This is a genomic window from Yonghaparkia sp. Soil809 (assembly GCF_001429705.1).
Classification (GTDB): Bacteria; Actinomycetota; Actinomycetes; order Actinomycetales; family Microbacteriaceae; genus Microcella.
Window position 1 is genome coordinate 1,048,530 of sequence record NZ_LMSV01000001.1, and the last position, 26,490, is coordinate 1,075,019.

General features: G+C 71.4%; 20 protein-coding genes. 13 read left to right on the forward strand and 7 right to left on the reverse strand.

Going from position 1 to position 26,490, the window contains the following annotated elements:
• The first annotated feature begins 25 nt into the window (after positions 1-25).
• The 3 genes from glgX to treZ are packed head-to-tail and all read left to right on the forward strand — an operon-like array spanning position 26 to position 6,464.
• Positions 26-2,233 carry a glycogen debranching protein GlgX gene (glgX, locus tag ASG83_RS05135; RefSeq protein ID WP_055857796.1) on the forward strand — a complete coding sequence of 736 codons (2,208 nt, stop codon included), beginning with the start codon at positions 26-28 and terminating at the stop codon, positions 2,231-2,233.
• Positions 2,230-4,656 (forward strand): malto-oligosyltrehalose synthase, encoded by a 2,427-nt coding sequence (gene treY / locus ASG83_RS05140; RefSeq protein WP_055857798.1) that lies wholly within the window; start codon positions 2,230-2,232, stop codon positions 4,654-4,656. Before glgX ends, treY begins: the two co-directional genes overlap by 4 nt.
• Complete coding sequence (treZ, locus tag ASG83_RS05145) at positions 4,653-6,464, forward strand: malto-oligosyltrehalose trehalohydrolase (protein WP_055857801.1); 1,812 nt, start codon at positions 4,653-4,655, stop codon at positions 6,462-6,464. Before treY ends, treZ begins: the two co-directional genes overlap by 4 nt.
• A 16-nt stretch (positions 6,465-6,480) precedes the next feature.
• Here treZ and ASG83_RS05150 read toward each other — a convergent pair whose 3' ends face one another.
• A complete protein-coding gene (locus ASG83_RS05150; protein WP_055857803.1) occupies positions 6,481-7,317 on the reverse strand; it encodes an isocitrate lyase/phosphoenolpyruvate mutase family protein in 837 nt (278 codons plus the stop codon).
• An 87-nt stretch (positions 7,318-7,404) separates the two neighbouring features.
• Between ASG83_RS05150 and ASG83_RS05155 the strand changes: the two genes are divergently transcribed.
• The gene (locus ASG83_RS05155) at positions 7,405-8,688 is read left to right on the forward strand and encodes an ATP-binding protein (protein WP_055857805.1); all 1,284 of its coding nucleotides are present in this window, start codon (positions 7,405-7,407) and stop codon (positions 8,686-8,688) included.
• 18 nt (positions 8,689-8,706) lie between these two features.
• On the opposite strand, the gene ASG83_RS05160 is transcribed toward ASG83_RS05155, so the two are convergent.
• Complete coding sequence (locus ASG83_RS05160) at positions 8,707-10,086, reverse strand: MFS transporter (protein ID WP_055857807.1); 1,380 nt, start codon at positions 10,084-10,086, stop codon at positions 8,707-8,709.
• 231 nt (positions 10,087-10,317) lie between these two features.
• Here ASG83_RS05160 and dnaK point away from each other — a divergent pair, with 231 nt between their 5' ends.
• The 4 genes from dnaK to ASG83_RS05180 are packed head-to-tail and all read left to right on the forward strand — an operon-like array spanning position 10,318 to position 14,326.
• Positions 10,318-12,171, forward strand: a complete 1,854-nt coding sequence (dnaK, locus tag ASG83_RS05165) for a molecular chaperone DnaK (RefSeq protein WP_055857809.1) — start codon at positions 10,318-10,320, stop codon at positions 12,169-12,171.
• Between the two features lie 2 nt (positions 12,172-12,173).
• Positions 12,174-12,887 (forward strand): nucleotide exchange factor GrpE, encoded by a 714-nt coding sequence (locus tag ASG83_RS12415; protein WP_082599093.1) that lies wholly within the window; start codon positions 12,174-12,176, stop codon positions 12,885-12,887.
• Positions 12,888-12,893: 6 nt separating this feature from the next.
• The gene (locus ASG83_RS05175) at positions 12,894-13,865 is read left to right on the forward strand and encodes a DnaJ C-terminal domain-containing protein (protein ID WP_055857811.1); all 972 of its coding nucleotides are present in this window, start codon (positions 12,894-12,896) and stop codon (positions 13,863-13,865) included.
• A 44-nt stretch (positions 13,866-13,909) separates the two neighbouring features.
• Positions 13,910-14,326: a heat shock protein transcriptional repressor HspR gene (locus tag ASG83_RS05180; RefSeq protein ID WP_055857813.1), complete on the forward strand. Its 417-nt coding sequence runs from the start codon at positions 13,910-13,912 to the stop codon at positions 14,324-14,326.
• On the opposite strand, the gene ASG83_RS13395 is transcribed toward ASG83_RS05180, so the two are convergent.
• Positions 14,323-16,202, reverse strand: a 1,880-nt coding sequence (locus ASG83_RS13395) for an ATP-binding protein (RefSeq protein WP_369813377.1), incomplete at its 5' end; no start/stop codon positions are given. The two genes, ASG83_RS05180 and ASG83_RS13395, sit on opposite strands and share 4 nt — an antisense overlap.
• A gap of 111 nt (positions 16,203-16,313) precedes the next feature.
• Here ASG83_RS13395 and ASG83_RS05190 point away from each other — a divergent pair.
• Positions 16,314-16,682, forward strand: coding sequence for a response regulator transcription factor (locus ASG83_RS05190; protein WP_055857816.1), 369 nt, complete (start codon positions 16,314-16,316; stop codon positions 16,680-16,682).
• Here ASG83_RS05190 and ASG83_RS05195 read toward each other — a convergent pair.
• Positions 16,621-18,678: an ATP-binding protein gene (locus ASG83_RS05195; protein WP_055857819.1), complete on the reverse strand. Its 2,058-nt coding sequence runs from the start codon at positions 18,676-18,678 to the stop codon at positions 16,621-16,623. The two genes, ASG83_RS05190 and ASG83_RS05195, sit on opposite strands and share 62 nt — an antisense overlap.
• A 52-nt stretch (positions 18,679-18,730) precedes the next feature.
• Between ASG83_RS05195 and ASG83_RS05200 the strand changes: the two genes are divergently transcribed.
• Both ASG83_RS05200 and ASG83_RS05205 read left to right on the forward strand, forming a co-directional pair.
• The gene (locus tag ASG83_RS05200; protein ID WP_055857821.1) at positions 18,731-19,099 is read left to right on the forward strand and encodes a response regulator transcription factor; all 369 of its coding nucleotides are present in this window, start codon (positions 18,731-18,733) and stop codon (positions 19,097-19,099) included.
• A gap of 67 nt (positions 19,100-19,166) precedes the next feature.
• Positions 19,167-20,312, forward strand: a complete 1,146-nt coding sequence (locus ASG83_RS05205) for a class I SAM-dependent methyltransferase (RefSeq protein ID WP_055857823.1) — start codon at positions 19,167-19,169, stop codon at positions 20,310-20,312.
• Between the two features lie 30 nt (positions 20,313-20,342).
• Here the strand turns inward: ASG83_RS05205 and ASG83_RS05210 are convergent, their stop codons facing one another.
• Positions 20,343-21,017: an NADPH-dependent F420 reductase gene (locus ASG83_RS05210; RefSeq protein ID WP_055857825.1), complete on the reverse strand. Its 675-nt coding sequence runs from the start codon at positions 21,015-21,017 to the stop codon at positions 20,343-20,345.
• A gap of 186 nt (positions 21,018-21,203) precedes the next feature.
• Here ASG83_RS05210 and ASG83_RS05215 point away from each other — a divergent pair, with 186 nt between their 5' ends.
• Both ASG83_RS05215 and ASG83_RS05220 read left to right on the forward strand, forming a co-directional pair.
• Entirely contained in the window at positions 21,204-23,369 is a 2,166-nt protein-coding gene (locus ASG83_RS05215; RefSeq protein WP_082514799.1) for an AAA family ATPase, read from the forward strand.
• A gap of 236 nt (positions 23,370-23,605) precedes the next feature.
• On the forward strand, positions 23,606-24,658 hold the full coding sequence (locus ASG83_RS05220; protein WP_055857827.1) for a zinc-dependent alcohol dehydrogenase family protein: 1,053 nt from the start codon (positions 23,606-23,608) through the stop codon (positions 24,656-24,658).
• Positions 24,659-24,670: 12 nt separating this feature from the next.
• Here the strand turns inward: ASG83_RS05220 and ASG83_RS05225 are convergent, their stop codons facing one another.
• The gene (locus tag ASG83_RS05225; protein WP_055857829.1) at positions 24,671-25,357 is read right to left on the reverse strand and encodes a LysE family transporter; all 687 of its coding nucleotides are present in this window, start codon (positions 25,355-25,357) and stop codon (positions 24,671-24,673) included.
• 139 nt (positions 25,358-25,496) lie between these two features.
• Complete coding sequence (locus tag ASG83_RS05230) at positions 25,497-26,489, reverse strand: LLM class F420-dependent oxidoreductase (RefSeq protein WP_055857831.1); 993 nt, start codon at positions 26,487-26,489, stop codon at positions 25,497-25,499.
• Between the last annotated feature and the right edge of the window lies 1 nt (position 26,490).

Sequence of the window (26,490 nt, forward strand, 5' to 3'; positions counted from 1 at the left end):
CCTCGAAAACGGAGGGGGCTTGACAATGCATTCATGGCCGGGCAGTGCGTATCCGCTGGGAGCCACGTTCGATGGCAACGGCACCAATTTCGCGATCTTCAGCGAGGCCGCCGAGCGCGTCGAGCTGTGCCTCATCGACGAGAGGCGCGGCGGCCGCCGCGTCGAGGAGCGCATCGAGCTCATCGAGGTCGACGCCTTCGTCTGGCACGCCTACCTGCCGAGCGTGCAGCCCGGGCAGCTCTACGGCTACCGTGTGCACGGCGTCGACGACCCGTCGACGGGTCGCCGGGCGAACCCGAGCAAGCTCCTGCTCGACCCGTACGCGAAGGCCGTCCACGGCCAGATCGACTGGGACGAGTCGCTCTTCCCCTACCGCTTCGACGCCCCCGACGAGCGCAACGACCTCGACTCGCTGCCGCACGCGATGCTCGGCGTCGTCATCAACCCGTTCTTCGACTGGGCGGGCGACCGCTCCCCGGGCATCCCCTACAGCCAGTCGGTCATCTACGAGGCGCACGTCAAGGGCCTCACGATGACGCACCCCGACATCCCGAATGAGATCCGCGGGACGTACGCGGCCGTCGGGCACCCCGCGATCATCGAGCACCTGCGCCGCCTCGGCGTGACCGCGATCGAGCTCATGCCCGTGCACCAGTTCGTGCAGGACAAGCACCTCGTCGACCAGGGCCTCGCGAACTACTGGGGCTACAACACGATCGGCTTCCTCGCCCCGCACAACGCCTACTCCTCGGCGGGCGACCGCGGCCAGCAGGTGCAGGAGTTCAAGTCGATGGTGCGCGCCCTGCACGCCGCCGGCATCGAGGTCATCCTCGACGTGGTCTACAACCACACCGCCGAGGGCAACCACATGGGCCCGATGCTGAGCCTCAAGGGCATCGACAACGCCGCCTACTACCGGCTCATGGACGACGAGCCGCAGTACTACCGCGACTACACCGGTACCGGCAACAGCCTCAACGTGCGCCACCCGCACTCGCTCCAGCTCATCATGGACTCGCTGCGCTACTGGGTGACCGAGATGCACGTCGACGGGTTCCGGTTCGACCTCGCGGCGACGCTCGCGCGCGAGTTCTACGACGTCGACCGCCTGTCGGCGTTCTTCGACCTCGTCCAGCAGGATCCGATCGTGTCGCAGGTGAAGCTCATCGCCGAGCCGTGGGACATCGGACCCGGCGGCTACCAGGTCGGCAACTTCCCGCCCCAGTGGACGGAGTGGAACGGCAAGTACCGCGACACGGTCCGCGATTTCTGGCGCGGCGAGGAGGGAACGCTCGGCGAGTTCGCCGCGCGCCTCACGGGCTCGGCCGACCTCTACGAGGCCGACGGCCGCCGCCCGGTGGCGAGCATCAACTTCGTCACCGCGCACGACGGCTTCACGATGCGCGACCTCGTGTCGTACAACGAGAAGCACAACGACGCCAACGGCGAGAGCAACAACGACGGCGAGAGCCACAACCGCTCGTACAACCTCGGCGTCGAGGGACCGACGGACGACCCGATCATCCTCGCGCTGCGCGGCCGGCAGGTCCGCAACTTCCTCGCGACCCTTCTGCTGAGCCAGGGCGTGCCGATGATCGCCCACGGCGACGAGCTCGGCCGCACCCAGCAGGGCAACAACAACGTCTACGCGCAGGACAACGAGCTGGCCTGGGTCGACTGGGCGACCGCCGACACCTCGCTCGTCGAGTTCGTCGGCTCGCTCGCGCGGCTGCGGCGCGAGCATCCCACCTTCCGCCGCACCCGGTACTTCGACGGCCGGCCGGTCCGCCGCGGCAAGAGCGACCCGCTGCCCGACGTCGAGTGGCTGCGGCCCGACGGCTCCGCGATGGACGAGTCGGACTGGGAGTCGGGCTTCGGCCGCACGGTCGGCATCTACCTCAACGGCCACGGCATCCGGGGGCGGGATGCCCGGGGCGAGCGCATCACGGACGTCAACTTCCTCGTCTACTTCTCGGCCCACACCGAGCCGATCCAGCTGACGCTGCCGCCCGCCGAGTACGGCGCGCGCTGGGAGCGGCTCGTCGACACGAGCGGCCTCGGCGACACGGCCGCGGTGATCGACGCCGGCTCCTCGATGCAGCTCGAGGCGATCAGCCTGGTGGTGCTCCGCGAGCACGTCGAGGCGGAGCACACGGTCGACGACGCCGTGTCGCTGTCGCTCTCGCCGGCCCCGGTCGAGGTCATCGGCACCCCGGCGGTGACGCCCGCATGAGTCGCACCGAACTTCCCCGCTCGACGTACCGCCTGCAGGTGAGCCCCGAGTTCCCGCTCGACGAGGTCGCGGCGCTCGCCGACTACGTGCGCCTCCTCGGCGCCGACTGGCTCTACCTCTCACCGCTGCTGCAGGCGACGCGCGGCTCGCAGCACGGCTACGACGTCGTCGATCACGGCGCCGTCGACGCGGAGCGCGGCGGGCCCGAGGCCCTCGAGCGCGCGGCCAGGGCCGCCGTCGAGCGCGACCTCGGCGTGCTCGTCGACATCGTCCCGAACCACATGGGCGTCGCCGACCCGCGGCAGAACGACTGGTGGTGGAGCCTGCTGCGCGACGGGCGCGCGGGCGAGATCGCGGAGGCGTTCGACGTCGACTGGGCGTTCGGCGGCGATCGGGTGCGCATCCCCGTGCTCGGCGCCGAGCTCGACGAGGTCATCGCCGATGGGCACGTCGAGCTGCGCGATGATGCGATCGCGGTCTACGGCACCGAGTACCCGCTCGCCCCCGGCACCGCCGACGACGTCGACGAACGCGGTTCGGCGACTCCCGCGCAGCTGCGCGCGGTGCTCGACCGCCAGCACTACGAGCTCGTGCACTGGCGGCGCGCCGACTCCGAGCTCAACTACCGGCGCTTCTTCGCCGTGAGCACGCTCGCCGCCGTGCGCGTCGAGGTGCCGTGGGTGTTCGAGCGCTCGCATGCCGAGATCGTGCGCTGGGTGCGCGAGGGGCTCGTGCAGGGCATCCGCGTCGATCACCCGGACGGCCTGCTCGACCCGGGCGGGTACCTCGACGATCTCGCCGCCGCGACCGGCCACGCGCCGGTGTGGGTCGAGAAGATCCTCGAGGGTGACGAGCAGCTGCCCGCGTTCTGGCAGGTCGCCGGCACGACCGGCTACGACGCGCTCGCCACGATCGACCGCGTGCTCGTCGACGACGCCGGGCGCGGTGCGCTCGACGACCTCGACGCGCGCCTGCGGGCCGAGACGTCGACCGCCGGCCAGCTGCAGGAGTCGACCGCGGGCGGCGCCGACGAGCCCCAGCGGCTCGACTGGCACGCGCTCATCCGCCGCACCAAGCGGCGCATCGCCGACACGATCCTGCGCAGCGAGGTGCTGCGGCTCGAGCGCGAGCTGCCGCACGCCATCCCGGAGGCGGCCGACGCGCTCGCCGAGCTGCTCGCGTGCTTCCCCGTCTACCGCTCGTACCTGCCGGTCGGGGTCGAGCAGCTCGAGGCCGCGCTCGACTCCGCTCGGGCATCCCGCCCCGAGCTCGCGGCGACCTTCGACGCGCTCGCACCGCTCCTCGCCGACCCCGCCGAACCGCTCGCGCGCCGCTTCCAGCAGACCAGCGGCATGGTCATGGCGAAGGGCGTGGAGGACACCGCCTTCTATCGCTACTCGCGCCTGGCGTCCCTCACCGAGGTCGGCGCCGACCCGGCCGAGTTCGCCGTCGACGTCGACGAGTTCCACCGCCGGCAGCTCGTGCGTCAGGGCAGCTTCCCGGCCTCGCTCACGGCGCTCTCGACCCACGACACGAAGCGCGGGGAGGACACTCGGGCGCGCATCCACGTGCTCGCCGAGGTCCCCGAGGCGTGGGATTCGCTGCTCGCCGAGCTGCGCGAACGCGCCCCGATCGGCGACGGCCCCTTCGAGAACATCCTGTGGGAGTCGCTCGTCGGTGCCTGGCCGATCTCGGCAGAGCGCGCGCACGCGTACGCCGAGAAGGCCGCTCGCGAGGCCGGGACCGCCACGATGTGGACCGAGCCCGACGAGGCCTTCGAGACGCGCATGCACGACGCGATCGACGCCGTGCTCGGCGCGGGCGAGCTGCACGACCTCGTGCAGGAGTTCGTCGACGCCGTCGCCCCGTACGGCTGGTCGAACGCGCTCGCGGCGAAGCTGCTGCAGCTCGCCGCCCCGGGCGTCCCCGACGTCTACCAGGGCAGCGAGCTGTGGGAGACGAGCCTCGTCGACCCCGACAACCGCCGCCCCGTCGACTACGCCGCGCGGCGCGAGCTGCTCGCGCGCATCGACGGCGAGCACCCCTCGGCGACCCCCGGGTGGATGCCCGGCATCGACGCCGACGGAGCCGCCAAGCTCCTCGTCGCGAGTCGCGCCCTCCGCGTCCGCCGCGACCGGCCCGAGCTGTTCACCCGCTACGCGCCGCTGCCCGCGATCGGCTCCGCGGCCGCGCACGCCGTCGCCTTCGACCGCGGGGGAGCGGTCGCGATCGCGACGCGCCTGCCCGTCGGCCTCGAGCGCCTCGGCGGCTGGGGCGAGACCGTCGTCGTGCTGCCGCAGCGCCCCGTGCTCGACGCCTTCACGGGTCGCGTCTACGCCGGCGGCGAGCTGCGACTCGCCGACGTGCTCGAGCGCTACCCCGTTGCCCTCCTGGTGGAGGTCGAGCAGGATGACGCGGCATGAGCGAGCTGACTGACGGAACCGGCGGCCGCAGGTTCGACGCCCGCGTCTGGGCGCCCGCGGCCGAGCGGGTCGCGCTCCACCGCGTGCGCGCGGGAGCCGCGGAGCGGGTCGAGCTGACCCGCCACGGCGAGTGGTGGGTCGCGATCGGGGCGCTGGAAGCGCGCGATCGCTACGGGTTCCTGCTCGACGACGACGAGCATCCCCTGCCCGACCCGCGGTCGCGTCGCCAGCCCGACGGCGTGCACGGGCTCAGCGCGCTCGACGACCCCGCCGACGCCGACTGGCTCGACGACAACTGGCACGGCCGGCAGCTCGCCGGCGGGGTCATCTACGAGCTGCACATCGGCACCTACAGCCCCGAGGGCACGTTCGACGGGGCGATCGCGCGCCTCGACCACCTCGTCGAGCTCGGCGTCGACTTCGTCGAGCTGCTGCCGGTCAACGGGTTCAACGGCGAGCGCAACTGGGGGTACGACGGCGTCGCCTGGTTCGCCGTCCACGAGGCGTACGGCGGGCCGGCGGGCTATCGCCGCTTCGTCGACGCGTGCCACACGCGCGGGCTCGCCGTCATCCAGGACGTCGTGCACAACCACCTCGGCCCGAGCGGCAACTACCTGCCGCGGTTCGGCCCGTACCTGCACGCGCACTCGGCGAACACCTGGGGCGACTCGGTCAACCTCGGCAACCTCGAGGTGCGGCGCTTCGTGCTCGACAACGTCGCGATGTGGTTCGAGGACTTCCACGTCGACGGCCTGCGCCTCGACGCCGTGCACGCGCTCATCGACGACTCGCCGACGCACATCCTGCAGGCGATGGCGGAGGAGACCGACGCGCGCTCGACCCACCTCGGCCGCCCGCTCACGCTCATCGCCGAGAGCGACATGAACGACCCGCGGCTCATCCTGCCGCGCGAGGCCGGCGGCTACGGCCTCACCGCGCAGTGGAGCGACGACCACCACCACGCCATCCACGCGGCCGTCACCGGCGAGTCCGACGGCTACTACGCCGACTTCGCGCCGGCGGATGCCCTGCCGAAGACCTCGACGAAGGGGTTCTTCCACGACGGGTCGTTCTCCTCGTTCCGCGAGCGCGCGCACGGCTTCCCCATCCCACCCGAGGTGCCGATGTGGCGCCTGGTGACGTTCACGCAGGATCACGACCAGATCGGCAACCGAGCGGCGGGCGACCGGATCTCGCAGTCGCTCGACGAGCGGGAGCTCGCGGTCGCGGCGGTGCTCAACCTCACGTCGCCGTTCACGCCCATGCTCTTCATGGGCGAGGAGTGGGGGGCGACGACCCCGTGGCAGTTCTTCACCTCGCACCCCGAGCCCGAGCTCGGCAGGGCGACCGCCGAGGGGCGGTTGGAGGAGTTCGTGAAGATGGGCTGGGACGAGTCGGTCGTGCCCGACCCGCAGGATCCGCAGACGTTCGAGCGCTCGAAGCTGCAGTGGCACGAGGTCGACGAGTCGCGGCACGCTCGCCTGCTCGCGCTGCACCGCACGCTCATCCGACTGCGGCGCGAGCTGCCCGAACTCACCGACCCGCGCTTCGAGCACACGCTCGCGGCGGGTGAGGGCGATGACGGGCTCGCGGTGTTCCGCCTCGATCGCGGGGCAGGCATCCAGTCGCCGCTCGGCGGCATCGTGAGCGTGTGCGCCGCCATCCGCGAGGAGGCCTCCTTCGAGGTCGGTGCGGAGGCCGCGCTCGAGCTGTCGACGACGCCCGACGCGACTCTCGTCGACGGCGTGCTGACGCTGCCGGCGCGCTCGGCCGCGGTCGTACGGGTGCGCGCGGCGCGCGCCGTCTGAGCCGGCCGGCCCGCGGCTACAGCTCGTAGCGCGTCGCGAGCTCGGCCGGGTAGTCGCCGCGAGCGGTGAGCTGCTCCGCCGCCGAGGCGAGGTGCGCGAGCGTGAGGCCGAGGATCTGCGGTCCGAACGAGATGCGCCCCACTCCGAGCTCGGCGAGGCGGGCGAGGGGCAGGTAGCCGGGGTGGGCGAACACGGCGACCGGCGCGCGGACGGCGGCCACGGCATCCGCCACCATCTGCTCGGTGCGGAGGCCCAGCATGAAGATGCTCGTCGCACCCGCGTCGACGTAGGCGTTCGCGCGGTCGACGGCCTCGTCGAACGCGTCGGGCGAGCCGGCGAGGGTGTCGGTGCGCGCGTTGATCGCGAGCGGCACGCCTGCGGCGTCGGCGGCGGCGCGCGCGGCGGCCACGCGCGCGGCAGCCTCGGCGATCGGGCGACGGTCGCTCGTGGCGCCTGCGAGCGAGTCCTCGATGTTGAGCCCCGCCGCGCCCGCCTCGATGAGGCGCGCGACGTTCGCCTGCACGCCCGCGGCATCGGGCGCGTAGCCGCGCTCGAAGTCGATGCTCACGGGCAGATCGGTGGATGCCGTGATGCGGCGGGCCGCATCGAGCGCCATCTCGACGGTCATGCCCTCGCCGTCGGGCACGCCGTAGGCGAAGGCGACCGCGTGGCTCGCCGACGCGAGCGCGCGCACGCCCGGCGTGCGGGCGACGATGCGCGCGGTGATCGCATCCCACACGTTGACGACGATGAGCGGATCGCCGGGCACGTGCAGCGAGGCGAGCAGGGCGGCCTTCTCGGCGGTCGAGGGGGAGGGTGTCGAAGCGGCGGTGGGCGAGGCGGAGTCGGTCATGCGATCACTCTGCCAGCCGCAGAGATCTGGGGGCTGAATCCCAGCCCCACGACGTGTGACGGGGTCCTGCGACTGTGATCATGGAGCATGACCCAGATCCGCCTGCGCGACTACCAGGCCGCCGACATGGATGCCGTCCTCCGACTGTGGGACGAGGTGCGCGCGGAGGGTGCCGAGCCCGTCTACGCGCTCGCGGAGGTGCTCGCCTCGTGCGAGAAGGACCACGCCGTCGTCGCCGTCGACGGCGACCACGTGCTGGGCGTCGGTGTCGCCCGCGCAGCGCACGACCAGGGCTGGATCGTCTTCCTCGCCGTCACCGCGAGCGCTCGCCGTCACGGGCTCGCCGGGCGCATCCTCGCCGGTCTCGAGCAGCGGATGGCGCCGCAGGGCCTCACGCGCCTGTCGATCCTCGTGCCCGACCAGCAGCAGCAGTTCGGCGCGCTCACCAAGGCCGGCTTCCAGGACCGCGCGCACCTGAGCTACTTCGAGCGCGAGATCCCCGTGAAGCAGCGCGAGCTCGCGGTGCTGCGCGAGCTCGGCGGGCGCATCCTGCCCCGCGACCTGTGGGGCTCGATCGCGGGGATGCGCACCGAGAAGGAGCTGCTCGAGCGCCGGCTCGTCCTGCCGCTCTCGGACCCGGCGCTCGCCGACCAGTTCGGCGTGCAGCCGCCCCGCTCGATCGTGCTCTTCGGGCCTCCCGGCACGGGCAAGACGACCTTCGCGAAGGCCGTCGCCTCCCGGCTGCAGTGGCCGTTCGTCGAGGTCTTCCCCTCGCGCCTCGCCGCGGGGCCGGCGGGGCTCGCGGGCGGGCTGCGCGAGACCTTCCAGAGCATCGCCGACCTCGACCACGTGATCGTTTTCATCGACGAGGTGGAGGAGATCGCCGGCCAGCGCGGCGGCGAGCCGCCATCCGCCATGCAGGGCGTCACGAACGAGCTGCTCAAGATCATCCCGGCCTTCCGCGACTCGCCCGGCCGGCTGCTGATCTGCGCGACCAACTTCATCCGCGCGCTCGACGCGGCGTTCCTGCGCCACGGGCGCTTCGATTACGTCATCCCGATCGGGCTGCCCGACTCCGCCGCGCGCGAGGCGATCTGGTCGCGGTACATCCCCGACGCCGTCGAGGGCGAGGTCGATCTCGCGCAGCTCGTCGCGCGCACCGACGGCTACTCGCCCGCCGACATCGAGTTCGCTGCGCGCTCGGCGTCGCAGGCCGCGCTCGAGCAATCGGTCTACGGGGTCGACGGCGCGGCCGTGCGCGGTCCGTCGACCGCCGACTACCTCGCCGCGATCGATCGCACGCGCGCGACGGTGTCGGCGACCGAGGCGGCGGAGTTCGGAGAGGACATCGCCGCCCTGGCGCGGACCTGACCCGGGTCGCCGGGGGCGCTAGGCGCCGACGGTCGCCGGCGGCGCCTTCACGAAAAGGAGCATGATGCCGCCCGCGAGCAGCACGAGCGTGATGCCGAGGATCCCGTAGAGGGTCTGGTTGGCGGCGAGCGTGATGAACACGCCCCACAGCAGCGAGGCGATCCACCCCGTCGCGCGACCCGTGGTCGCGTAGAGGCCGAACACCTCGCCCTCGCGGCCCGCGGGCGTGACGCGCGCGAGGAACGACCGCGACGCCGCCTGCGCGGGTCCGACGAACGCGGCGAGCACGATGCCCACGCCCCAGAACAGACCGGCGCCGAGGTCGGCCAGGAAGAACACGACGAGCGTGCAGGCGACGAGCCCGAAGACCGAGACCAGGATCACCCGCTTGGGGCCGAAGCGGTCGTCGAGGCGCCCGGCGAGGATGGTCGAGACGCCCGCCACGATGTTGAGCGCGATGCCGAAGATCACGAGGTCGGTGAACCCGAACCCGAAGACGATGCCGGCGATGACCGAGCCGAAGGTGAAGACCGCCGAGAGCCCGTCGCGGTAGACGGCGCTCGCGAGCAGGAACCAGAAGGTCGGGCGTGTCTCGCGCCACAGGCGGGCGATGCTGCGGCCGAGCTCGACGTAGCTGCGGAAGAAGCCGACCTTCTGCTCGGCGGCGAGCTTCGGCGGCTCGGGGACGCTGAGGAAGATCGGGATCACGAAGATGATGGTCCAGATCGTGGCGCCGAGCGCGATGAGCTGGAAGGTCGTGCCGGACTCGCCGTCGAGCACGCCGCCGAGGATGAGCCCGACGACGATCGTGAGGGCGACGATGCCGCCGAGGTACCCGAAGCCCCAGCCGAGGCCCGAGACCTTGCCGATGGTCTTGGGCGTCGAGACCGAGATGAGCAGCGCGTTGTAGTTCACGCCCGCGATCTCGCCGAAGACGCTGCCGGCGGCGATGAGCGCCACGCCCATCCAGAACCACTCGCCGCCCGGCTGCACGAAGGCGAGGCCGAGCTGCGCGACGATCAGCAGAGCGGTGAAGACGAGCAGCTGCAGCTTCTGCCGGCCCGCGCGGTCGGCCCGCTGCCCGAGCACGGGCGCCAGCAGCAGGATGAGGAATCCCGCGATCGTGACGCCGTAGCCGAGGTAGCTCGCGAGCTGGCCGAGGGCGGCCTCCTCCCGATCGGTGCCGATGACCGTCGGGTCCACGAAGAAGGTGCTCGTGAGGTAGCTCGGCACCCACACGAAGGTGAGAAGTACGGTGTTGAAGGGCTGCGTCGCCCAGTCCCAGAACGCCCAGGCGAACACTCGCCGCCGCGGCACCTGGATGCCCTGCTGCAGGTCGAGCCCCATGACCCCGACCGCGAGGGTGTTGGCGGCGACGGGGATCGACTTCTCTGTCATGCGCTCACGGTACTGCCGGCCGGTGAACCGCGGGTGACGCGCCGAGGCGCGTGTCCACGCGGCTCGAGCGCACGCTGAGCGCGAACACGGCACCGCTCCCGCCTGAGAATTGAGTCGGGATGGCGCAAGTTCGGGGCTGCTCGACTTGACAGCGAGCATCCGCGTTCTCAAACTTGACATTGCACGGCTCAAGTTCACCCGTGCACCCGATCTTCAGAAGGAGCAACCCCCATGGCCCGTGCCGTCGGAATCGACCTCGGAACCACCAACTCCGTCGTCTCCGTGCTCGAGGGTGGCGAGCCCACCGTCATCGCCAACGCCGAAGGCTTCCGGACGACCCCGTCGGTCGTCGCCTTCACCAAGGACGGCGAGGTGCTCGTCGGCGAGACCGCGAAGCGCCAGGCCGTCACCAACGTCGACCGCACGATCGCCTCCGTCAAGCGCCACATGGGCACCGACTGGAAGAAGGAGATCGACGACAAGAAGTACACCGCGCAGGAGATCTCGGCGCGCACGCTCGCCAAGCTCAAGCGCGACGCCGAGCAGTACCTGGGCGAGAGCGTCACCGACGCCGTCATCACCGTTCCCGCGTACTTCAACGACGCCGAGCGCCAGGCGACGAAGGAGGCCGGCGAGATCGCGGGCCTCAACGTCCTGCGCATCATCAACGAGCCCACCGCGGCCGCCCTCGCCTACGGCCTCGACCGCGGCAAGGAGGACGAGCTCATCCTCGTCTTCGACCTCGGCGGCGGAACCTTCGACGTGAGCCTGCTCGAGGTCGGCAAGGACGACGACTTCTCCACCATCCAGGTGCGCGCGACCGCGGGCGACAACCGCCTCGGCGGCGACGACTGGGACGGACGCGTGGTGAGCTACCTCATCCAGCGCTTCAAGGAGACCACGGGCGTCGACGTCAGCAACGACAAGATCGCCAAGCAGCGCCTCAAGGAGGCCGCGGAGCAGGCGAAGAAGGAGCTCTCGAGCTCCATGAGCACCAACATCCAGCTGCCGTACCTCTCGCTCACCGAGAACGGACCCGCGAACCTCGACGAGTCGCTCACCCGCGCCAAGTTCGAGGAGCTCACGAAGGACCTCCTCGAGCGAACCCGGAAGCCCTTCGAGGACGTCATCCGGGAGGCCGGCGTCAAGGTCGCCGACATCGCGCACGTCGTGCTCGTCGGCGGCTCGACCCGCATGCCCGCCGTCACCGAGCTCGTCAAGAAGCTCACCGGCGGCAAGGAGCCCAACAAGGGCGTGAACCCGGATGAGGTCGTCGCCGTCGGCGCCGCCCTTCAGGCCGGCGTGCTCAAGGGCGAGCGGAAGGACGTCCTGCTCATCGACGTGACCCCCCTGAGCCTCGGCATCGAGACCAAGGGCGGCATCATGACGAAGCTCATCGAGCGCAACACCGCCATCCCCACCAAGCGCAGCGAGACCTTCACGACGGCCGACGACAACCAGCCGTCCGTCGCGATCCAGGTCTTCCAGGGCGAGCGCGAGTTCACGCGCGACAACAAGAACCTCGGCACCTTCGAGCTCACGGGCATCGCGCCCGCGCCCCGGGGCATCCCCCAGATCGAGGTCACCTTCGACATCGACGCCAACGGCATCGTCCACGTCTCCGCCAAGGACAAGGGCACCGGCAAGGAGCAGTCGATGACCATCACGGGCGGCTCGTCGCTCGCGAAGGAGGACATCGAGCGCATGGTCCGCGAGGCCGAGGAGCACGCCGCCGAGGACAAGGCGCGTCGCGAGGCCGCCGAGGTGCGCAACAGCGCCGAGCAGCTCGCCTACTCCATCGACAAGCTCATCGCCGAGAACGCCGACAAGCTGCCCGACGACGTCAAGGGCGAGGTGCAGGCCGACGTCGACGCGCTCAAGACGGCGCTCGCCGGCACCGACGACGAGGCGGTCAAGACCGCCTACGACGCCCTGAACCAGTCGCAGACGAAGCTCGGCGAGGCGATCTACGCCGCCTCGCAGGCCGAGGAGTCGGCGGCCTCCGAGCCGCAGAGCTCCTCGAGCGACGAGGACGTGGTCGACGCCGAGATCGTCGACGACGAGGACGACAAGGACAAGAAGTAGTCATGGCCGCCCGCAAGCGCGACGGCGACGACGACCAGAAGCCCGTCATCAAGCGGCGACGCCGCATCGATGACGAGACCGGGAAGGTCATCGACCTCGGCCCCGACGGCTCGCCCGAGCCCGAGACGGCCCCCGCCGCGGGGGAGGCCGACGAGGCCCCCCTCGCGGAGGACGGCGCGCCGACCGACGCGGAGACGATCGAGGAGCTGTTCGCGGTCGAGGATGCCGACGTGGAGGTCTCCGAGACCGGGGCGAGCCTGGATGCGGACATCGATCGGATCCTCTCGGAGGCCGGGCAGAAGGAGATCGCCGAGTACCGCGACCGCGCCGCGCGCGCGGAGGCGGAGCTCGCGAACTTCCGCACGCGCGTCGAGCGCGACCGCGCCGCCAACCGCGAGGCGAACATCGCCGAGGTCATCCGCACGCTGCTCCCCGCGATCGACGACCTCGATCGCGCCGAGTCGCACGGCGACCTCGCCGGGAGCCCGCTCGAGCTCGTCGCGCAGAAGCTGCGCATCGGCTTCGAGCGCTACGGCCTGGCGAAGGTGGGCGAGATCGGCGAGCCCTTCGACCCGAACCGTCACGAGGCCCTCGTGCAGCTGCCCAAGCCCGACGTCACGAGCAACGTCGTCGGCGATGTCATCGAGGTCGGCTACATCCTCGGCGACCGCCTGATCCGCGCTGCCAAGGTCGCCGTCTTCACGCCCGAGGGGTAGGCGCCGATGGCCAGCAACGACTGGTTCGACAAGGACTTCTACGCGGTCCTCGGCGTGCCCAGGACCGCCTCGGAGTCCGAGCTCAAGAAGGCTTATCGCAAGCTCGCGCGGCAGTACCACCCCGACTCCAACGCGGGTGATGCGGCAGCCGAGGCGCGCTTCAAGGAGATCAGCGAAGCGTACTCGGTGCTCTCGGATCCGTCCGAGCGCGCCGAGTACGACCAGCTGCGGGCGATGGGATCGGGCGCGCGGTTCACGGCGGGCGGGCAGCCCGGCGGCTTCGAGGACGTCTTCGGCGGAATGTTCGGCGGCGGCGCCCCGGGAGGTCGGCGTGCGCAGTCCGCGGGCTTCGACGACATCTTCGGGAGCATGTTCGGCGGGCAGTTCGGCGCCGGCGGAGCATCCGCCGGATTCGGCCGGGGGCCGCAGAAGGGCCGCGACCAGATAGCCCAGGTGACCCTCGACTTCCTCACGGCGATCCACGGCGACACCGTCCAGCTCGAGCGGGAGGGTGGCCGGCCGCTCACCGTGAAGATCCCGCCCGGCGTCGCCGATGGTCAGAAGATCCGGCTGCGCGGCAAGGGCGAGGCGAGCACGACCGGGGGCGACCCCGGCGACCTGGTGCTGAGCGTCACCGTGCGCCCGCACCCGGTGTTCGCCCGCGACGGGCTCGACCTCCGGCTCGACGTGCCCGTCACCTTCCACGAGGCCGCGCTCGGCGCGACCATCGAGGTTCCGACCCTCGGCGACGAGCCGGTGCGGCTCAAGGTCGCGCCCGGCACCCCCAGCGGACGCGTGCTGCGCGTGAAGGGCCGCGGCGTCACGACGCCGAAGGGCACGGGCGACCTGCTCGCGACCGTTCAGGTCGCGGTGCCCGGCAACCTCAGCGCCGACGCGAAGAAGAAGCTCGAGGCGTTCGCGAAGGCCCTCGGCGACGTGAACCCGCGCGACGACCTGCTCGCGAGGGCGAAGGGCTGACCGGCGATGACGCCGATGCCGTGGTGCGAGGAAGGAGCACGGTGATGGACGAGTCGACCCCGCTGTTCGCGATCGCGGTCGCGGCCGAGCTCGCGGGCATGCACCCGCAGACGCTGCGGCAGTACGACCGTCTCGGTCTCGTGTCGCCGACGCGAACGGCGGGGCAGAGCCGGCGGTACTCGATGCGCGACGTCGTTCAGCTGCGCGAGATCGCGCGGCTCGGCGCCGAGGGGCTCAACCTCGAGGGCATCCGCCGCATCCTCGAGCTCGAGAACGAGAACCAGGCGCTGCGGTCGCGCGTGCGCGAGCTCGAGACCGCCCTCGCCGATGAGCTGCTCGCGAAGCCCGGTCGGCGCGTGTTCGCCGCAGGAGCCGAGGGCGAGGTCGTCACGCTGCGGGCCGGGACGCGCGCGCAGAAGGCGAATCAGCTCGTCGTCTGGCGGCCGCTCCGGCGGAGCTAGACGGCCTGCGTCTCCTGGACCCTGGGCAGCGTCACCGCGATGCGGGCGCCTCCTCGAGCGGACCTGCCGATCTCCACGGTCCCGCCGAGAAGCTGCGCCAGCGAGCGCACGATCGAGAGCCCGAGGCCCGTCCCCGGCGTGAGCCGCTTCTCCGCGCTCTCGCTGCGGAAGAAGCGATCGAAGACATGCAGGGAATCGGCGTCGCTGATGCCCGGTCCGGAGTCGTCGACGAACAGCGTCAGCGAGGCGCCCTCGTCGTGGATCTCCGTTCTGACCTCCACGACGCCGCCCTCCGGCGTGAACTTGATGGCGTTCGACAGCAGGTTGGTGACGATGCGGCTGAGGGCGTTCACGTCCCCGCTCACCATGCTCGTTGCGAGGGACGGCGCGTACGTGATGGTGACCCCCCGAGCGCGCGCGCTCATCGTCTGGTCATCGATGACCTCGCGGATGACCGGCTCGACGTCGATGTCGCTGCGGTCTCTGACGGGGTTCGGCGCGGTCATGCGCCCCAGCTCAAGCAGCTCCTCGACCATCTCCGTGAGTCGTCGCGCATTGCGTCGGATGATCGTCGTGTACTCGCGCTGCTCCTCATTCGCCGACTCGTCGAGCTCCTCGGAGAACCCGACGATGCTCGTGATCGGCGTCCGCAGCTCGTGGCTGACAGCGGCGACGAAATCGTCCTTCTGGGAGGAGATCTTGCGGAGCTCGTCGACCATCTGCCTCTCGAGCGTCACCGTCTTCTCGAGACTCTCGCGCGCGCGCACCAGGTCGGTGACGTCGACGAGCTGCACGGCGAGGATGGACTCGCCGTACTCGGTCGGAACGCGACGACCGAAGACCTGCACGATGTGGCCGTTGTCGAGAGTGATCTCGCTCGAGATGTCCTCTGACCCTGAACTCACCCACTCCGAGATCAGATTCTCGAACCACTGACCGCGAACGAGATTCTCGGCGACCTCGTTGATCTCGATGATGTCGGGCCCATCGAGGTCGTCGGTGCGGACGAACAGCGATCCGACGCGCGAGCCGATGAAGCCGCCGCGGAGCAGCGCTTCGCTTCGCTCATTCTGCGCGCGCAGCTCGGCTCGCTCGCTGCGCGATGCGATGAGGAAGAGCATCGTCGCGGCGATCGAGAGCAGATAGATCTGCACCAGGGTGGCGATCGGCGGAGCCGTGCCCGGGGAGACGAACGGGCCGGACCCCAGCACTGCCGCGACGGTGGTGACCACACTCAGCGCCAGCACCTGGGCGATGGCGACGATCGGACGGAATCTCACGGCCGCCCAACCCAGGAAGGGCAGGGCCAGCGTGCTCAGGCTGCCGCTCTGAGGCGTGAGGAAGATGACGGCGGCGGCCGCCGCGGACGACGCGATCTGCAGGGCGAGCTCCCACCTCTGCGGCGTCGTCTGCCGGGGGAGAGGCACGAGGGCCAGCGGCGCGATGAGGAGGAGGGCCGAGACGTGCGAGGGCACGAGGGTCGCGAACGTGTCGATCGGGTTCGCGTTCACCAGGAGCAGGAACATGATCCCGCCGAGGACGCCCACAGACACCGCGGCGGCGAGGGCCGCGGCGACGAATCGCAGGAGCTTTCGCGTGCTTGCCAGCATCGCCACGCGAGCCTGGGCTCCGAGCAGCGCCCCGAAGACCGCGATCTCGACACCGGTCACGATCGTTCCCCCCAGCGCGAACGACAGGGGCCGGCCGACGATGAGATTCGAGAGACCGGCGAGCACGGCGACGAGCACGACGGCCTGCCATCGGGGCCCCCGATACAGCAGGTAGAGGATCGCCGCGGTGCCCGCGGCCGGCCACCAGATCGCGGTGGACCCGCTCGACGGCGTGAGGGCGAAGGCGGCCAGTCCGAGAAGGAGGGNGATCAGCCCGGAGGCGCCCAGGAGCGCGTCCTCCTGGCGCTTCAGTCGACTCTGACCGGGGATGCGCATGATGCTGAGAGTAATGTTCCTCGGGAGAAAAGGAGGCCAGCGTGGCGAGGATTCTGGTCTGCGAGGACGAAACCGACCTCCTCGCACTGATCACGCGCCGCCTGGTCCGAGCGGGCCATGAGGTCATCACCGCGATGAACGGGGAGGACGGCTACCGACTTGCTCTCGAGGAGTCGCCCGACGTCATCGTCCTCGACTGGATGATGCCCGGCCTGACCGGTCTCGAGGTGTGCCGCGCGCTTCGTGCGCATCCCGCGGCGAGCACCAGCAGGCTCCTCATGCTGACGGCGCGTGCCCAGGAGACGGACATGGCGGCGGCGTTCGACGCCGGGATCGACGAGTACGTGATCAAGCCGTTCCGGCCCGACGAGCTCCAGGAACGGATCGCTGCTCTTCTCGAGAGGTCATGACGAGCGGCACGCGCACGACGAATCGGGTACCGCCGAGGAGGGAGTCCTCGATCGTGATCGTTCCGTCGTGCAGCTCGACGAGCGACCGCACGATGGACAGTCCGAGCCCCGTTCCCGGAGCGGCGAGCTTCGCCTCGTCGCTCGAGCGGTAGAAGCGCTCGAAGACCCGCTCGCGATCGTCTGCGCTGACTCCGACGCCCGAGTCGTCAACCGCGAGCACCGCGTACTCGTCGTCGATCGATGTCGTCAACCGGACGATTCCGCCGGCCGGCGTGAATTTGATCGCGTTGGAGAGCAGGTTGGTCGCCACGCGGCCGATCGAGATCTCGTCGCCGACCACGGTCGGGGAGGCCTCGTGCAGACGCGTCTCCACCACGACCCCCGCCGACTCTGCCATGTGGCCCTGCTCCTCCACCGTCTCGGCGACGATCCGGTTGAGGGGTACCGCGCCGGTCGCCCCCACGGGGTTGGGCGCGGTCATCCGTCCGAGCTCGAGGAGCTGCTCGACCATGCCAGCGAGGCGCTTGGAGTTGCGCACGATCACCTCGGTCATCACGTGCTCCTCGGGCGACGCCGACTCGTCGAGATCCTCCGCGAAGCCGAGGATGCTCGTGATCGGCGTGCGCAGCTCGTGGCTCACGGCCGACACGAAGTCGTCTTTCTGCCGCGAGAGCGCGCGCAGCTCCTCCGCGACGGCCCGCTCGCGGTCGATGGCGTGGGCCATCGCCTCGCGCGCCGCGACGTGGTCGCTGACGTCGACGAGCTGGATGCCCGCGATGACCTCCCCGCGGGCCGAGGGCGCGAGGCTGCCGAAGACCTGCCAGCTGCGGCCGTCGGGCAGGGTGAGCTCTCGATTGAGGTCGTCGATGGGGCGGTCCAGCCAGTTCCCGATCACCGACGGCAGCCATCCGCGCGCAACGATCTCGGTCGCCGTCGCGTTGGCCTCGAGGACCTGCATGCCCTCGGCGGGCGTCGACCGGAGCACGAGGAATCCGACCTGCGAGCCGAGGAAGCCGCCGCGCATGACGGCCGCCTGGCGCTCCTTCTCGGTCGCGAGGGCCTCGCGCTCGCTCCGCACGACCGAGAGGAAGAGGGCCGTGATGCCCGCCGAGAGCATGAAGAGCTGGACGATCCAGCCCGGATTCTCGATGCCCTGCGAGTAGCCGAACGGCCCGCCGCTCGCGACGGTGATGGTCGGCGCGATCGCCGCGACGGCCAGCAGCTCGGCGACGACGAAGATCGGCGAGAAGCGCGACGCCGCCCATGCGAAGAGCGGGAAGAGCGTGAACAGCATCGGGATCGGAAGGGTCGGCGAGAACACGACGAATCCGAGGGCGACCGTCAGCGCGAACTGGACGACCCCCTCGATGCGTCGAGCGAGGAAGGTCCGAACGCCCGCCCGCGGCAGCGGGACGAGCGCGAGCGGGACGATGAGCACGAGCGCGGATGCGTGGGACGGCAGGAGCGCCGTGAACGACACGAGCGGGTCGATGCCCGCGAGCAGGAAGAGCGTGACCGCGCCTTCCAGTCCGATCGTGAGCGCCCCGGCGAGCACCGCGATGAGGAACCGGCCGAGCCCCCGCATCGTCGACAGGAGCGCCCCGCGCGACTGCGGGCCCAGCACCATGACGAACACGAGCAGCTCGACGACGAGGATGATCGCGGCGGTGAGCGCGAAGCTCAGGGGGCGGCCCACCGCGATGTTCGAGAGCAGCCCCACCGCGCTCACGAGCAGGAACACCTGCCAGCGCGGGCCCCGGTACAGCAGGTAGATGAGCGCGCCGACGCCGGCGGCGGGCCACCAGATCGCGACCCCCGCCCCGGGCGCGGTGATGTAGAGCGAGGCGAAGCCGAGGAGGAACGACAGCAGCGACAGCGCGGCGATGACGATCACGTAGAGCGCGAGCGACCACTCCCGCGAGCGCTCGATGAGAGCCGGAACGGTGACGCCCGCGGGCGGCGGTGACGCGGCCCCTATTTTGTGAACGGCCTTCATGGGCAGAGACTAGTCCTGGGAGCGGCCTGCGCCCAGAAAGAAGGGCCCCACGATGGCGCGTGTTCTGATCGCGGAGGACGACCCGGACATCCGGGCTCTCGTCGCGCGGCGCGTGACGCAGTTGGGCCACCAGGTCATCGAGGCCGTCGACGGCGACTCCGCGCTCGCGATCGCCCTCGCCGAGCCGCTCGACCTCGTCGTGCTCGATTGGATGATGCCGACCCGCACCGGCCTCGACGTGTGCCGGGCGATCCGCGCCGACGCACGCGTCGGCCGCATGAAGATCGTCATGCTCACGGCCAAGGCCCACGAGGACGACCTGGCGCGCGCGTTCGCGGCCGGCGTCGACGACTACGTCATCAAGCCGTTCCGCGCCGCCGACCTGCAGCAGCGGCTCAGCGCGCTCCTCGACGCGCGCTGACGGCCGACGCGGGCGCGCCGCGGACGCGCCGCCCCGCTAGCGTGGACGCCGTGGGGGAGCGGAGATCATGACCGGCGGCGCCGACCTCCTCGACCCTCTGCTCGCGGCCGTCCGCCGACGCCCCGACCTCGAGTCGCCTGAGCTGCGCGCCCACGACGCCGCTGACCGCCTGCTGCTCGAGCTCGCCGCAGCCGACCACGCCGAGGCCCTCGTCGGCCACGAGGTCGTCGTCATCGGCGACACCCACGGAGCCCTGACGCTCGGCGCCCTCGCCCTCGGCGCGCGACACGTCCGCGTGCATCAGGACTCGATCGTCGCCGAGCGCGCCCTCGCCGCGAACGCCGCGACGCTCGGGCTCGCGGCGTACACGCAGCACGCGCTCGCCGAGGTCGCCTCGACGGATGCCCGTCTCGCGCTCGTCCGCCTCCCCCGCGCCCTCGACGCCCTCGACGCGATCGCGCGCGCGGTCGCCCGCGGCTCCGACCCCGGCGTCGCCCTCCTCGCGGCCGGCATGGTCAAGCACATGAGCCTCGGCGCCAACGACGTGCTGAGCGGGTCGTTCGCCCGCCTCGACGTGAGCCTCGCGCGGCGCAAGGCGCGGGCGCTCGTCGCGCGGTCTCCGCTGCCCGCCGGGGAGATCGCCGAGCTCGAGCCGGCGCGCGCGCGGGACGGCGGCCTCGGGCTCGAGGTGGTCGCGGTCCCCGGCACGTTCGCGGGGGCATCCGTCGATATCGGCGCGCGCGCGCTCATCGCCGCCCTCGACGATGCCCCGCGGGTGGGCGCCGCCGGCACGGTCATCGACCTCGCGTGCGGCACCGGCCTCATCGCGACGACTCTCGCGCGGCTGAACCCCGGCGCGCGGGTGATCGCCTCCGACGTGTCGGCGGCGGCGGTCGCGAGCGCGCGGCTCACGGCCGCCGCGAACGGTGTCGAGATCGAGGTCGTGCAGGACGACGGCCTCGGAGCCCAGCCCGACGCGAGCGCCGACCTCATCGCGCTCAACCCGCCGTTCCACGTCGGGGCGGCGGTGCACACGGGCATCGCGCTGCGGCTGTTCGCCGATGCGGCGCGCGTCCTGCGCCCGGGGGGCGAGCTGTGGGTCGTCTGGAACTCCCACCTGCGCTACGCGCCGGCCCTGGAGAGAGCGGTCGGGCCCACGCGCCAGGTGGCGCGCGGGCCCAAGTTCACCGTCACGGCGTCGACGCGGCGCTGACCGCGCGCCCCGCCGACGCCGCGAGGTGTGTCACATGTCGCGGTAGCGCTTCGCCTCGGCGAGCTTGGCCGTCAGCTCCTCGGCCGTGAAGCGCGGGATGTACCCGGGGGTGTCGCGCTGGATCCGCCAGCTCTCGGCGAGCCCGCCGCCATTCACGACGTCGAAGCCGATGGCGTCGATGAGCCCGCTGACCTGCTCGACCGCGCCAGTGTCATCCCCGTAGACGGCGAGGGCGCGACGGCCCTCCGTCCCGGGCGCCTGCGCGTGATCGGCGATCTCAGTCGCGGGGATGTGGTTGAACGCTTTCACGACGCGCGCGCCGGCGAAGTGCCGCGCCACGAGCTCGGAGGTCGTCGTGCTCTCGTCGTCGAGCTCGGCGATCTGACCGTCGCGCTGCGGGTAGTAGTTGTTGGTGTCGATCACGATGCGGCCCTCGAGCAGGTGCGCGGGGATGTCCGTGACGGCCTTGAGGGGAATGGTCACGACGACGAGCTCGCCCGCCTGCGCGGCCTCCTCGACGGTGCCCGCGGTGGCGCTCGCCGCGCTGCCCGCTGCGCGCGCGTGCTCGTTCACGGTCGTGACGAGCTCGCCGAGCGATGCGGGGCCGCGCGAATTCGCCACGACGACGTCGTGGCCGATGCGCGTGAGCGCGTGGGCGAGCTGGGAGCCGATGTTGCCGGAGCCGATGATTCCGATGGTGGTCATGCGGGGGTCAAGGCGCTCGGGCGAGCGAGCATTCCCGCACGGAGGCGATGCCCAGGCAGCCGCACGTTCGCCGTGAGCGTGCATTCCCCCTGGCGCGGGCGCCATGCCCGGCCGTAAACTTGAGTCACGCGGGCTCAGGTTTTGATGCCGCGGCCAGGTCCACCCCGTTCAGAGGAACACACGCACATGGCCAACATGCAGGGCGCCCCCTCCAGCCAGGAGAAGCAGAAGTCCGCGCTCGAGCAGTACGGCGTCAACCTGACCGAGATCGCGCGCTCCGGCAAGCTCGACCCCGTCATCGGGCGCGACGCCGAGATCCGCCGCGTGAGCCAGGTGCTCAGCCGCCGGACCAAGAACAACCCCGTCCTGATCGGGGAGCCCGGCGTCGGCAAGACCGCCGTCGTCGAGGGGCTCGCGCAGCGCATCGTCGCCGGGGACGTGCCCGACTCGCTCAAGGACAAGCAGCTCGTCGGCCTCGACCTCGCCGCCCTCATCGCCGGCGCGAAGTACCGCGGCGAGTTCGAGGAGCGCCTCAAGGCCGTGCTCAAGGAGATCGACGAGTCGAACGGGCAGGTCATCACCTTCATCGACGAGCTCCACACGCTCATGGGGGCGGGCGGCGGCGAGGGCTCAGTGGCCGCCGCGAACATGCTCAAGCCCATGCTCGCCCGCGGCGAGCTGCGACTCATCGGCGCGACCACGCTCAACGAGTACCGCGAGTTCATCGAGAAGGACGCCGCGCTCGAGCGGCGGTTCCAGCAGGTCTACGTCGGCGAGCCGAGCGTGGAGGACACGGTCGCCATCCTCCGCGGCCTCAAGGAGCGCTACGAGGCCCACCACAAGGTCGCGATCGCCGACAGCGCCCTCGTGGCCGCGGCATCCCTCAGCAATCGGTACATCACCAGCCGCCAGCTGCCCGACAAGGCGATCGACCTCGTCGACGAGGCGGCGAGCCGGCTCAAGATGGAGATCGAGTCGAGCCCGGTCGAGCTCGACGAGCTCAAGCGCGCCGTCACGCGCCTGGAGATCGAGGAGCTCGCGCTCAAGAAGGAGAAGGACGAGGCGAGCAAGGCGCGCCTGGCGAAGCTCCGCGACGAGCTCAAGGAGAAGACCGCGCAGCGCGACGCCCTGCAGCGCCGCTGGACGGCCGAGAAATCGGGGCTGACCGCGATGGGCGACCTCAAGACGCGCCTCAACGACGCGCGCATCGAGCTCGACCGCGCCATGCGCGAGCAGCGCTACGAGGAGGCATCGAAGCTCAACTACGAGGTCATCCCCGCGATCGAGCAGCAGCTCGCCGAGGCCGAGACGGTCGAGGCGGGCCCGCGCATGGTCAACGACCAGGTGACCGACGAGGACATCGCCGCGGTCGTCGCCGCCTGGACGGGCATCCCCGTCGACAAGCTCACGCAGGGCGAGACCGAGAAGCTGCTGACCCTCGAGGCCGAGCTCGGCAAGCGCATCATCGGGCAGAAGGATGCCGTGATCGCCGTGAGCGAGGCGGTGCGGCGCACGCGCGCCGGCATATCCGATCCCGACCGGCCGACGGGCTCGTTCCTGTTCCTCGGCCCGACGGGCGTCGGCAAGACCGAGCTCGCGAAGGCGCTCGCCGACTACCTGTTCGACGACGAGAAGTCGATGGTGCGCATCGACATGAGCGAGTACGGCGAGAAGTTCAGCGTCTCGCGCCTCATCGGCGCCCCTCCCGGCTACGTCGGCTACGAGCAGGGCGGCCAGCTGACCGAGGCCGTGCGCCGCCGCCCCTACTCGGTGATCCTGCTCGACGAGGTCGAGAAGGCGCACCCCGAGGTCTTCGACCTCCTGCTGCAGGTGCTCGACGACGGGCGGCTCACCGACGGGCAGGGTCGCACGGTCGACTTCCGCAACACGATCCTCATCCTGACCTCGAACCTCGGCTCGCAGCTGCTCATCGACCCGTCGCTCGACTGGGATGCCAAGGTCGCGGGCGTCAACGACCTCGTGCGGCAGTCGTTCAAGCCGGAGTTCGTGAACCGCCTCGACGACATCGTCGTGTTCTCGACGCTCTCGACCGACGACCTCGGCCAGATCGTGTCGCTGCAGATCGACCGTCTCGAGCGTCGCCTCGCCGATCGCCGCCTGCAGCTGGCGGTGACGCCGGATGCCCGCACCTGGCTCGCCGAGCGCGGCTACGACCCGATCTACGGGGCGCGTCCGCTGCGCCGGCTCATGCAGCACGAGATCGACGACGCGCTCGCCCGCGCGATCATCGGCGGAGAGATCCACGACGGCGACGTCGTCCGCGTCGACGTCGCGCCGGGCGATGCGGACGGCCTCGCGGTGACGCGCATGGAGGACGTGCCGACGCTGTAGATCGCCTTGCCGGCCTTGCCGGCGTGGCTGCTGCCGTGGCCAGCGTGGCTGCCGCGGCCACCGCCGTCGTCGCCGCTCGTCCCGCACTCGAGGCGCTCTATCGGTCACGTGTTGCGGGTGAGGTCGGGCCGCCGCCCGACGACTGACCGATAGACCGGCGAGAGTGCACGGGCGTGGAAGCCACGCCCGCGGCCGCACCCAGTGACCGCTCACGCCGGCTCGCTACCCTCGTGCCCATGCGTGCAACGGTGATCCACGGCCCCCGCGACATCCGCCTCGAGCAGGCGCCCGACCCCGAGCTGAGCGGCACGGGTCGCGATGCGATCGTCCGCGTCGTCGCCGCGTGCGTGTGCGGCAGCGACCTGTGGCCCTACCGCGGTGTCACCGAGACGACGGAGCCCCGGCGCATCGGCCACGAGTTCGTGGGGCTGGTCGAGCAGGTCGGCGACGGCGTGAGCGGCGTGAAGCCGGGCGACTTCGTCATCGCCCCCTTCTACGACTGCGACATGACGTGCGCGAACTGCGTCAACGGCGTCAGCCCCTCGTGCCTGCACGGCAACTGGTGGGGCCGCGACGATCGCGACGGCCACTTCGCCGACGGCGCGCAGGGCGAGCTCGTGCGGGTGCCGAGCGCCGACGGCTCGCTCGTCGCCGTCCCCGGTCCGGTCGACGACGCGATGGTGCCGCACCTGCTCGCTCTGAGCGACGTCATGGGCACCGGCTGGCACGCCGCCGTCTCGGCGGGCGTCGGGCCGGGCTCGACGGTCGCCGTCGTCGGCGACGGCGCGGTCGGCCTGTGCGGCATCATCGCCGCGAAGCAGCTCGGAGCGGCGCGCATCATCGCGATGTCGCGCACCCCCGAGCGCCAGGAGCTCGCGCGCGTCTTCGGTGCCGACGAGATCGTCGCCGAGCGCGGTGACGAGGGCATCGAGCGCGTGCAGGCGCTCACCGGCGGGCTGGGCGCGGATGCCGTGCTCGAGTGCGTCGGCACCGCCGAGTCGATGGACCAGGCGATCCGGTCGGCCCGCCCCGGCGGCCGCGTCGGCTACGTCGGCGTGCCGAGCGGCGGAGCGGAGCTGCCGATCCGCACCCTCTTCGGCACCAACGTCGGAGTCGCCGGCGGTGTCGCCCCGGTGCGCAACTACGTCGAGCAGCTGCTCCCGCTCGTTCTCGACGGCACGATCGAGCCCGGTCGCGTCTTCGATCTCGAGCTGCCGCTCGCCGAGGTCGCCGAGGCCTACGCGGCCATGGACGAGCGCCGCGCGATCAAGGTCCTCCTCCGCCCGTAACGCCGATCCCCGTCACGCACCGAGGGCGGCGCGGAGCGCGAGCACCAGGATGATCGCGCCGCCCGCGAGCGCCGTGACGCGCGCGCCGATAAGACCCGTGAGCGCGCGGCCGACGAGTGCACCGGCGGTCGTCAGCAGCAGCTGCCAGCTGAGCGAGGCCGCGAACGCCGCGAGAACGAAGACCGCCCGCGCGCCCCAGCTCGCGCCGGCCGCGAGCGTCGTGCTGCCCACGAGCGCCGCGAAGTAGACGACCGTCACCGGGTTGACGAGGGTCAGCCCGCCGACGGTGAGGAAGAGGCCCAGGGCGGTGGTGCGGCGGGTGCCGGTCGTCGTGCGGGCGCCGGAGCCGAGCCGCGCATCCGCCTCGCCGGGCGGCGGGGTCGCCGGAGTGCGGGCCCGTCGCAGGCCCGGCAGGGCGATCATGATGGCGAGCACTACCAGCACGGCGACCGAGATCCAGCGCAGCGGCTCCTCGATGAGCGCGATGAGCGGCGCGACCGCGGCGCCGGCGATGACCGCGACGGTCGCGTAGACGCCGTCGACGGTCGCGGCGCCGAGCGCGCCGCCCGCCGCGGTGCGCGCCCCGTGCTGGGCGCCGAGCGTGATGAGCAGCGCGGCGATCGCGCCGACCGGGATCGCGATGGCGTAGCCGGCGAGGATGCCCGCGAGGGCCGCCTCGCCGAGGGTCGTCGGGGTCACGCGTGCTCCTCGCTGCTCAGGGGGAGAGCCACCCTATCGCTGCGCCGACGCGCCGCGCGGACGCGAACGGTGCTCGTCGACGCGGGGGAGGGCGGGGCGGCTCGGCGCGCGGTCGCCGCGCGCGCCGAGCATCCGCCGCTCAGCCGGCGAGGGCCGGCATGACCTCCTGCTCGAACAGCTCGATGCCGCTCGTGTCGTAGGCGGCCTCGGCGAAGTACGTGATCGCGTACGTCATGCCGATCCTCTCGAGGCCCTGCAGCTTCTCGACGATCTGCTCGGGCGTGCCCGCGAGCCCGGTCCCGTTGCGCAGATCGGCGACGGCCTTCGTCGCGCGCTCCTCGCCGATGAACCGCGCCATGCGCGCCTCGATCGCGGCGATGCGGTCGGCGACCTCGGCCTCGTCGCGCCCGATGACGGTGTTGAAGTTCGACGAGCGCGTGATCGCCTCGAAGCTCGTGCCGAGCCGCTCGCAGTGCCCGCGGAGGATCTCGCTCTTGCGCGCGAACTCCTCCGGGTCGCCGGCGAAGTTCGTGTACTGCCCGTACTGCGCGGCGATCCGCAGGGTCACCTTCTCGCCGCCGCCGGCGATCCAGAGGGGGATGCCCTGCTCCTGCACCGGCAACGGGCGCACGATCGCGCCGTCGACCTGGAAGTAGCGGCCGTCGAGGGTCGCGCGCCCCTCGGTCCAGGCCTGCCGCATGATCTGCACTCCCTCGTCGAGCGCGCGCAGGCGGTCGCCGATCTCGGGGAACCCGTAGCCGTACGCCTTCCACTCGTGCTCGTACCAGCCGCCGCCGATGCCCATCTCGACGCGGCCGCCCGACACGTGGTCGACCGTCGCGGCGACCTTCGCGAGGTACGCCGGGTTGCGGTAGCCCATGCACGTGCACATCTGACCGAGACGCACCCGCTCGGTGACGGCGCCGAAGGCCGACATGAGCGTCCACGCCTCGTGCGTGGCCTCCTCGCTCGGCACCGGCACGGTGTGGAAGTGGTCGTAGACCCAGATCGACTCCCACTGACCGGCGTCGGCGTGGAGCGCGAGGCGCTTCATCACCGCCCACTGGTCGTTCGGGTCGATGTCGACGAGGTCGTGGCGCCAGCCCTGGGGGATGAAGAGTCCGAATCGCATG

What these genes read in the sequence shown, in the direction of transcription:
- dnaK (WP_055857809.1), top strand. Translation starts at nt 10,318, where the DNA reads ATGGCCCGTGCCGTCGGAATCGACCTCGGAACCACCAACTCCGTCGTC.
- ASG83_RS05220 (WP_055857827.1), top strand. Translation starts at nt 23,606, where the DNA reads ATGCGTGCAACGGTGATCCACGGCCCCCGCGACATCCGCCTCGAGCAG.
- ASG83_RS05200 (WP_055857821.1), top strand. Translation starts at nt 18,731, where the DNA reads ATGGCGCGTGTTCTGATCGCGGAGGACGACCCGGACATCCGGGCTCTC.
- ASG83_RS05160 (WP_055857807.1), bottom strand. Translation starts at nt 10,086, where the DNA reads ATGACAGAGAAGTCGATCCCCGTCGCCGCCAACACCCTCGCGGTCGGG.
- ASG83_RS05230 (WP_055857831.1), bottom strand. Translation starts at nt 26,489, where the DNA reads ATGCGATTCGGACTCTTCATCCCCCAGGGCTGGCGCCACGACCTCGTC.
- ASG83_RS05210 (WP_055857825.1), bottom strand. Translation starts at nt 21,017, where the DNA reads ATGACCACCATCGGAATCATCGGCTCCGGCAACATCGGCTCCCAGCTC.
- ASG83_RS05180 (WP_055857813.1), top strand. Translation starts at nt 13,910, where the DNA reads ATGGACGAGTCGACCCCGCTGTTCGCGATCGCGGTCGCGGCCGAGCTC.
- glgX (WP_055857796.1), top strand. Translation starts at nt 26, where the DNA reads ATGCATTCATGGCCGGGCAGTGCGTATCCGCTGGGAGCCACGTTCGAT.
- treY (WP_055857798.1), top strand. Translation starts at nt 2,230, where the DNA reads ATGAGTCGCACCGAACTTCCCCGCTCGACGTACCGCCTGCAGGTGAGC.
- ASG83_RS05195 (WP_055857819.1), bottom strand. Translation starts at nt 18,678, where the DNA reads ATGAAGGCCGTTCACAAAATAGGGGCCGCGTCACCGCCGCCCGCGGGC.
- ASG83_RS05175 (WP_055857811.1), top strand. Translation starts at nt 12,894, where the DNA reads ATGGCCAGCAACGACTGGTTCGACAAGGACTTCTACGCGGTCCTCGGC.
- ASG83_RS05150 (WP_055857803.1), bottom strand. Translation starts at nt 7,317, where the DNA reads ATGACCGACTCCGCCTCGCCCACCGCCGCTTCGACACCCTCCCCCTCG.
- ASG83_RS05205 (WP_055857823.1), top strand. Translation starts at nt 19,167, where the DNA reads ATGACCGGCGGCGCCGACCTCCTCGACCCTCTGCTCGCGGCCGTCCGC.
- ASG83_RS05155 (WP_055857805.1), top strand. Translation starts at nt 7,405, where the DNA reads ATGACCCAGATCCGCCTGCGCGACTACCAGGCCGCCGACATGGATGCC.
- ASG83_RS12415 (WP_082599093.1), top strand. Translation starts at nt 12,174, where the DNA reads ATGGCCGCCCGCAAGCGCGACGGCGACGACGACCAGAAGCCCGTCATC.
- treZ (WP_055857801.1), top strand. Translation starts at nt 4,653, where the DNA reads ATGAGCGAGCTGACTGACGGAACCGGCGGCCGCAGGTTCGACGCCCGC.
- ASG83_RS05215 (WP_082514799.1), top strand. Translation starts at nt 21,204, where the DNA reads ATGGCCAACATGCAGGGCGCCCCCTCCAGCCAGGAGAAGCAGAAGTCC.